Source organism: Streptomyces zinciresistens K42, assembly GCF_000225525.1.
In the GTDB taxonomy this organism is placed as follows: domain Bacteria; phylum Actinomycetota; class Actinomycetes; order Streptomycetales; family Streptomycetaceae; genus Streptomyces; species Streptomyces zinciresistens.
The window spans coordinates 1-7,361 of record NZ_AGBF01000260.1 but is presented as its reverse complement, the minus strand read 5'-3'; the positions used below and the strand labels follow the sequence as shown (position 1 = coordinate 7,361).

The 7,361-nt window shown below is 70.2% G+C and carries 8 protein-coding genes; 5 read left to right on the top strand and 3 right to left on the bottom strand.

The window, feature by feature from the left end; genetic code table 11:
* Positions 1–26: 26 nt before the first annotated feature.
* On the top strand, positions 27–854 hold the full coding sequence (locus SZN_RS33745; protein WP_043734508.1) for a helix-turn-helix domain-containing protein: 828 nt from the start codon (positions 27–29) through the stop codon (positions 852–854).
* Positions 851–1,060, top strand: coding sequence for a DUF397 domain-containing protein (locus SZN_RS33740; protein ID WP_007504017.1), 210 nt, complete (start codon positions 851–853; stop codon positions 1,058–1,060). Before SZN_RS33745 ends, SZN_RS33740 begins: the two co-directional genes overlap by 4 nt.
* A gap of 249 nt (positions 1,061–1,309) precedes the next feature.
* On the opposite strand, the gene SZN_RS33735 is transcribed toward SZN_RS33740, so the two are convergent.
* On the bottom strand, positions 1,310–2,770 hold the full coding sequence (locus tag SZN_RS33735; RefSeq protein WP_007504016.1) for an aldehyde dehydrogenase family protein: 1,461 nt from the start codon (positions 2,768–2,770) through the stop codon (positions 1,310–1,312).
* Between the two features lie 101 nt (positions 2,771–2,871).
* A complete protein-coding gene (locus tag SZN_RS33730; RefSeq protein WP_050815159.1) occupies positions 2,872–3,696 on the bottom strand; it encodes a helix-turn-helix domain-containing protein in 825 nt (274 codons plus the stop codon).
* A 354-nt stretch (positions 3,697–4,050) separates the two neighbouring features.
* Between SZN_RS33730 and SZN_RS33725 the strand changes: the two genes are divergently transcribed.
* Positions 4,051–4,551, top strand: a complete 501-nt coding sequence (locus SZN_RS33725) for an ATP-binding protein (RefSeq protein ID WP_007504014.1) — start codon at positions 4,051–4,053, stop codon at positions 4,549–4,551.
* Positions 4,552–4,653: 102 nt separating this feature from the next.
* On the opposite strand, the gene SZN_RS33720 is transcribed toward SZN_RS33725, so the two are convergent.
* Positions 4,654–4,890, bottom strand: a complete 237-nt coding sequence (locus SZN_RS33720) for a DUF397 domain-containing protein (RefSeq protein ID WP_086021485.1) — start codon at positions 4,888–4,890, stop codon at positions 4,654–4,656.
* Between the two features lie 1,365 nt (positions 4,891–6,255).
* Here SZN_RS33720 and SZN_RS33715 point away from each other — a divergent pair.
* Positions 6,256–6,744 (top strand): hypothetical protein, encoded by a 489-nt coding sequence (locus tag SZN_RS33715; RefSeq protein ID WP_106432757.1) that lies wholly within the window; start codon positions 6,256–6,258, stop codon positions 6,742–6,744.
* A 51-nt stretch (positions 6,745–6,795) separates the two neighbouring features.
* On the top strand, positions 6,796–7,320 hold the full coding sequence (locus SZN_RS33710) for a DUF4232 domain-containing protein (protein ID WP_007504010.1): 525 nt from the start codon (positions 6,796–6,798) through the stop codon (positions 7,318–7,320).
* The last annotated feature ends 41 nt before the right edge of the window (positions 7,321–7,361 follow it).

Sequence of the window (7,361 nt, the reverse complement as noted above, 5' to 3'; positions counted from 1 at the left end):
TTGAATGGAGAGTTGGACGAGATACGTTGAATCGGAAAGAGCTGAACCCCGAGAGTTCACCGGTTGCCGCGTTCGGGGAACGTTTGCGCAGTTTGCGGGACGAGCATGGTTGGACCCAAGACGAACTAGGCGAACGCATGGGGTTCTCAGGAACCCACATCTCCGCCGTGGAAACTGGCCGCCGTCCTCCAACTCCCCGCTTCGCGGCGAGTGCTGACAAGGTGTTCAGGACCGGAGACCGGTTCGAACGACAGGGACGAGCCGCACGGCATACCGCGTTGCTGGAGGGCTTCCCCGAGTACATCGGACACGAGCGGCAAGCCGCGGAAATCCGGCTGTATGAGGTAGGCGTCGTTCCTGGCCTGCTCCAGACACCGAACTATGCGCGGGTTCTCGCCGAAAGCGCAGTCAAGCGGGGAGCGATTACCCCGGACCAGGCGGAGGAGCGGGTCACGCTCGTTGCCGAGCGGCAAGCGTCGCTCATCCGAGAGTCGCCGCCGCTGGTTCTGGTGGTGCTGGACGAGAGTTGCATCCGTCGCCCCATCGGCAACGCAGACACCATGGACACACAGCTTGCACGACTGGTGGAGTTCGCCGAGCTGCCGAACACTGTGCTACAGGTCGCCCCGTTCGACATGGGAGACCGTCGCCCCTTCGACTTGCCGATTACTGTGCTGACGCTGCCGGATCGGTCTCTCATGTCGTATGCCGAGTCCGCCCAGCGGGGACACTTGGAGAGAGAAAGCACGTTCGTACTGCCGACCCTGACCGCCTACCATCAGCTACAGGCTGAAGCGCTGCCCCAGGCGGCTTCCGTGGTCATGATCGAACAGCTTCGAAAGGGCACCCCGTGACGACCGAAAACCCGCAGTGGTTCACGTCCTCGTACAGCAACAATGGCGGCCAGTGCATCGAGGTCGCCACGAACCTTGCCGCTTCCTGCGGTGTGGTCCCCGTCCGTGACTCCAAGAACCCGGCCGGTCCCCTGCTGGACATCTCCGCCGACTCGTTCGCCTCCTTCGTCGCGAGCGTCAAGGTGGGAGAGTTCGGCAACGTCTGACGAGTCGAGCCGACCCCACCTGTTCACGGCAGCCCCATCGTGCCCGGCATGGTGGGGCTTTGCCGTGCACGCCGAACGGCGAAAGCCCCGCCGTACCAACCGAGTCGGGAGGCATGGCGGGGCTGTGGTCACGGTGCCCGGAGTCGGGGCGCGTGGCGTGCGGGGGTCTCGAACCGCAGTCCCTCGGGCGGGTCCGGGAGGGCGTACGCGCCGTCTTCTTTCGTGGCTCCGGGGCAAACCCTGCGGGGGTCAGAAGGGGAAGCCGCTGCGGCCGTGCTGCACGGAGATCCACTTCATGGTGGTGAACGCGTCCAGCATCGTCTCGCCGTTCAGCCGGCCGAGCCCGGAGTGCTTCTCGCCGCCGAAGGGGACGATCGGCTCGTCGTGGACGGTGCCGTCGTTCACGTGGAACATGCCCGAGTCGATCTGCTTGGCGAAGGCCACACCGCGCTCGACGTCGCCCGTGTGGACGGCGCCGCTGAGGCCGTAGGGGGTGTCGTTGACGAGCCGTACGGCCTCCTCCTCGCCGTCGAACGGGACGAGGAAGACGACCGGCCCGAACACCTCCTGGCGCAGCAGGGCCGAGTCGGCGGGCAGCCCGGTCAGCACGGACGGCGCGACCAGGTTCTCCGTCGTCGTGCCCCGCACCAGGGCCGTCGCGCCCTCGGCGAGCGCCTGCTCGACGACGCCCGTGAGCGCGTCCGCCTGCGAGGAGTTGATCACCGGGCCGATGACGGTCTCGGGGTCGCGCGGGTCGCCGACCTTGAGCGAGGAGACCTTGGCGGTGAACTTCGCGGTGAACTCGTCCAGGACCGAGCGGTCCACGAGGACGCGGTTCGCGGCCATGCAGACCTGGCCCTGGTGGACGTACCGGCTGAAGACGGCCGCGTCGACGGCGTAGTCGACGTCGGCGTCGTCGAGGACCACCAGCGCGCTGTTGCCGCCGAGTTCGAGGATCGCGTGCTTGAACTGCGCGGCGCAGACGGTGGCGACGTGCCGGCCGACCTTGTCGGAGCCGGTGAAGGAGATGACCTTGGGGACCGGGTGCTCGATGAAGGCGTCGCCGATCTCGGCGATGTCCGTGATGACGACGTTCAGCAGGCCGGGCGGCAGTCCCGCGTCCTCGAAGATCTTCGCCACCAGGGAGCCGCCGCAGACGGGGGTGTTCTGGTGGGGCTTGAGGACCACGCCGTTGCCGAGCGCGAGCGCCGGGGCGACCGACTTCACCGACAGCAGCAGGGGGAAGTTGAAGGGGCTGATGACGCCCACGACGCCGACCGGTACGCGGTAGACGCGGTTCTCCTTGCCGTCCACCGGGGACGGGATGATCCGGCCCTCCGGGCGCAGCGCCAGATGGATCGCCTCGCGCAGGAACTCCTTGGTGAGGTGGAGCTCGAAGGCCGCCTTCAGCCGGGTGCCGCCCAGTTCGGCGACGATGGCCTCGGAGATCTCCTCCTCCCGCTCCTCCACCAGGCGCAGGGCCTTCTCGAAGACCGCGCGGCGGGCGTAGGGGTTGGTCCGCGCCCACTGCTTCTGGGCGCGGGCCGCGGCCCGGTAGGCGTCGTCCACCTCGTCGGCCGTGGCTATCGTGATCGAGGCCAGCTTCTCGCCGTCGTACGGGTTGAAGTCGATGATGTCCCAGGAACCGGTACCCGGGCGCCACTCACCGTCGATGTACTGCTGTGCCAGGTCGGTGAAGTAGGACGACATGTGATCCCTCAATCACTAGCGGACGCCCGGTCGACTGATCGCGGAAGCGGGATCGCCCTGATCGTCTTCACGGTCTGATCACACGTCATCGTACTTGCGTTTCAGGAGAGTTGAAGGAGACCCCGCAGAAGATCCCGGCTCTCGTCCGGACCGGGGCTGTCGTGCTGGAGTTCCTTCATCGCCGTCTCGTACTGCGCGACGTCCTCGCGCTTGTCGAGGTAGAGGGCGCTGGTGAGCTGCTCCAGGTAGACGACGTCCGACAGGTCGGACTCGGGGAAGCTGAGGAGGGTGAAGGCGCCGGACTCGCCGGCGTGCCCGCCGAAGCCGAACGGCATGATCTGCAACCGCACGTTGGGCCGCCCGGAGACGTCGATCAGATGCTGGAGCTGGCCGCGCATCACCTGGCGGTCGCCGTAGGGGCGGCGCAGCGCCGCCTCGTCCAGGACGATGTGGAACTCCGGGGCGTCCTCCGCGACGAGGTACTTCTGCCGCTCAAGGCGCAGCGCCACGCGCTTCTCCACGTCGGCCGTGCTCGCGCCCTTCATCCCGCGCCGGACGACGGCGCGGGCGTACTCCTCGGTCTGGAGCAGGCCGTGCACGAACTGCACCTCGTAGGCGCGGATCAGGCTCGCCGCGCCCTCCAGTCCGACGTAGGTGGGGAACCAGCTCGGCAGGACGTCCGAGTAACTGTGCCACCAGCCCGCCACGTTGGCCTCACGGGCGAGGGAGAGCAGGGAGGCGCGCTCCTGCTCGTCCATGATTCCGTAGAGGGTCAACAGATCCTCCACGTCACGCGTCTTGAAGCTCACCCGGCCCAACTCCATCCGGCTGATCTTCGACTCGGACGCGCGGATCGAGTAGCCCGCCGCCTCGCGGGTGATCCCGCGCGCCTCCCGCAGTCGCCTCAGTTGCGAGCCGAGCAGCATGCGCCGCACCACCGATCCGGGCTCTCCCGCGCTCACGTTCGCCAGCCTCCCCAACCGTCCTCAGGGCCCGCAGTCTGCCACTAAATCACTTCGAGCAGTACTCGTCCGATTACAGAGACGGAAAGAAGCCAAGCATTCCACTCAGGGAGCGGACAGCGGAAGACAAGAGGCATCACTGAAATTGGCGGAAAAAATGGCCAACAAGCGGTACGGGAGGGTCCAATTCGGTCACGTGCACGTGCATCTGCCCTTGCATCTGCTCTGCGCATCCGAAACCATGGTCCCGCGCAACCGCTGCATCGCAACGACCGCGAACTCCCGGGAGTGCCTCGCATGGGAACGAATGGATCGACCATGCTCGAGCCGTTACGGCAGGGCGTCCCGCCACTGGACCCCGCGGCCGTCTCCAGCGCCGCCTCCTGCGCCCTTCCCGCTCGGTACGAAGCGGTGGGCGAGGCACGGAAGTTCACGCGCCGCACCCTGGACCAGTGGGAACTGGACTACCGCTTCGACGACATCTGCCTCGTGGTCTCGGAACTGGTGACCAACGCGCTGCGCCACGCGCTGCCCGCGGGCACGCAGCGCGTACCGGAGCAGGCGCCGCCGGTGCGGCTGCATCTGATGCGGTGGACCGAGCGGCTGGTGTGCGCGGTGCGCGACCCCAGTCAGGACAGTCCGGTCGCGCGCGACTCCGACGACTTCTCGGCGGAATCCGGCCGCGGACTGTTCCTCGTCGACTCCTTCAGCGACGGCTGGGGCTGGTACCCCATGGCCGGAACCCTGAGCGGGAAGGTGGTCTGGGCGCTGTTCCGCCTGCGGCCGCCGGCCGGCCCGGCCCGGCCCCCGGTGGACTGACGGGCCGCGGCGCACGCGCGCGCCGCGGTTCTACGCGCGTTACGGCGGCTCCCGGCATCCCTGGGCCGCGGACGCCGCGCGGGCCCGGCCCGGGGACCGCCGTCAGCCCACGACCAGGTGGTCGAACTCCCCGTCCTTGATGCCGAGGAGCATGGCCTCGATCTCGGCACGGGTGTAGACGAGCGCCGGCCCGTCCGGGAAGCGGGAGTTGCGTACGGCCACGTCCCCGCCGGGCAGCCGCGCGAACTCCACGCAGGAACCCTGCGAGTTGCTGTGCAGGCTCTTCTGCCAGGCCACCCCGTTCAGCTCCGTGGCCGCCATGCCGTTGTACACGTCCATGCCGCTGTACACGTGGTGGTCCACAGGTCGCTCCCGATGGTGCGGTGGCTTTGAGGCCATTGAGGCATGAGGTGATGCAGTGGCGCGGTGCTGTGTGTGCATGCGCCCGTCAACTGCTTCCGGATCATAGCTCTGTTCACGTGCAACTGCATGAGCATATGCACGTGCACGCGGGGTGTTCCCGTGGTTACTCCTGTGACGCACGCGAGTTCGGTTGCGTTCCGGCGCGCGCCCCGGAGATCGCGCCACCCGCTTCCGCCGTGCGCGGCGCGACGGCTTCCCGGCCGGGGCCCCGAGCGGGGCCGTCCGGGTCGGATCCCTCGTGCACTAGGAACAGACGCCTTCCGCGCCCTGGTTGTTCCAAACCTCAACTGTCCGGCCGGTCAGCGCACTTGAAGGGGGCGGGGCGCTCCGCCGGAGGCCCGGCATCCGTTCACCCTCGTGGGCGGGGCCGCGGCCGCCCCGTGATCTCCGGAGCACCGGTGCCGGGCCTCGGGAGGGACGGCGGTGCGCGGCGGCGGGGCCGCGCCGGGGCGAAGGGCCCGGCACCTCGCCGTCCGGCCCCGGGCGTGCGGCGGACGCCGAACGGCCGCCGGGCCGGGCCCGGGTGGGTTCTCGGAGGGTGCGCGGGAACGGGACCGGTTCACATGGACGACCGCCACGTAGTCCCGTGTGCGGGGCCGGTGCGGGGCCGGTGCGGGGACCGGGCCCGTTCCCGGGTCCGCCGGCTGTCGGGCCCGGGGGTCCGCCAGCCGGCCGACGTCCGTCGTGCGGTCGCACCGGGGCCGCTCGTACGGATGGGCCGTCCCCGCGCCCCCGGCGGGCGCGGGGACCTCCGGGTGGGCTCGGACGGCGGGCGTAGTCATCACCGCTCTCCGGCCGCCTCGCGGCCTTTCCCACCGCGAACCGTGCGCGCGGGCGCCCCCTGCCCTGCGATGCGGTACACCGGGCGCGGAGGGGGCGCCCCGGTGCGGCCGGGACGCGTACGACGTCGGGGGCGGCCCCCGCGAGATCCGGCCAGGACTCGACGGGGCGTATCGGCCACGTACCGCGCCCGGCCCGGCCGCGAAGGGCGCGGGCTCCCGGGAGAGGCCCCTCGGGCCGTCCGGTCCAAGGCGTCCGACCTGCGGGGATGCGGATCGCGGCAACGGCCGTACGGGGCGGGTCCGTCGGCGGGACAGGCGTACACAGATACGGGGCGGCCACCCGAACGGCTGGCGTCCCCCGGGCGCCGGGTCCGCTGACAGGGCCGCCTGGTAGCTTGCTGCGGTCGTTTCGGCCAGGTCGGCCGATACGGGCCGAATGCGACCGCTACAGCTTGGGAGCTTCAAAGTGACCTCGGCGACCTTCCCGCGTACCCGCACCATGACGAGCCGTCGGATCCGGGTCGCGGCGGCGGCCGTGTCCCTCGCGGGCGCGCTCGCGCTGACCGGATGCAGCAGCGACTCCGGGTCCAGTTCCAAGGACGACGGCCAGGCCGGCGCCCCCGAGAGCGCGAGCACCGACACGGGCGGCGGCACCGCGGGCGGTACGGCGTCCAAGGCCCTGGAGGGCAGCTGGGTCGCCACGAACGAGGGCAAGGCCGTCGCGCTGGTCGTCACCGGCACGAAGGCGGGCGTCTTCTCGACCGGCGGGAGCATGTGCAGCGGGACCGCCGCCGACGAGGGCGGCATGCAGATGATCCGCCTCAAGTGCGCCGACGGCAGCAAGACCAGGGCGGTCGGCATGGTCGACTCCGTGGACAAGGCCCAGCTGAAGGTGACGTGGGAGGGCGCCCTCGGCACCGAGACCTACACCAAGGCCGAGGGCGGCAAGCTGCCGTCCGGGCTGCCCACCGCGGGCCTCGGCCAGTGAGGTTTGATTCGGTGACCGCCCGCGACCACTGACGTCACATCCGAGGACTCCATGCGCGCCCTTTCCCTCCCCGTCGCCGCCCTCGCCGCGACCCTCCTCCTGAGCGCCTGCGGCAGCGGCGGCGGCGGGGAGAAGAAGCCCGACGACAAGGCGGACGCCGGCTGTGTGGCCGACCTCGCCGTGCAGTTCGGGCCCGCCAACGCCGCCCCCGCCGCCGGGGACACCGGCAACGTCCCCGTCACCGTCACCAACCGCGGTGACGCCAAGTGCACCCTGAAGGGGCTGCCCTCCCTGGAACTCATCGCGGGCGGCGCCGCGACCACCGTCGCCCCCGCGGAGGCCGCCGGGGCGGGTGCGACGACCCTGGTTCAGGAGGCGTCGACCTCCTTCACGCTCACCTACGTCCGGGGCGAGACGGGCGGCGACAAGAGCCTCCCCGTCCAGAACGCCAAAGTGCTGCTGCCCGGTGCGGCCGAGGCCAAGACCTTCAAGTGGTCCTACGGCGACGTCGCGCTGAAGAGCGACGGACGCACCCCGGACGCCTCCCTGAGCGGCTTCCAGCGGTCGGGCGACTAGGCCGGCGGCGGCGTTAGGGCCGCGGCGGCGCGGCGTCCGCC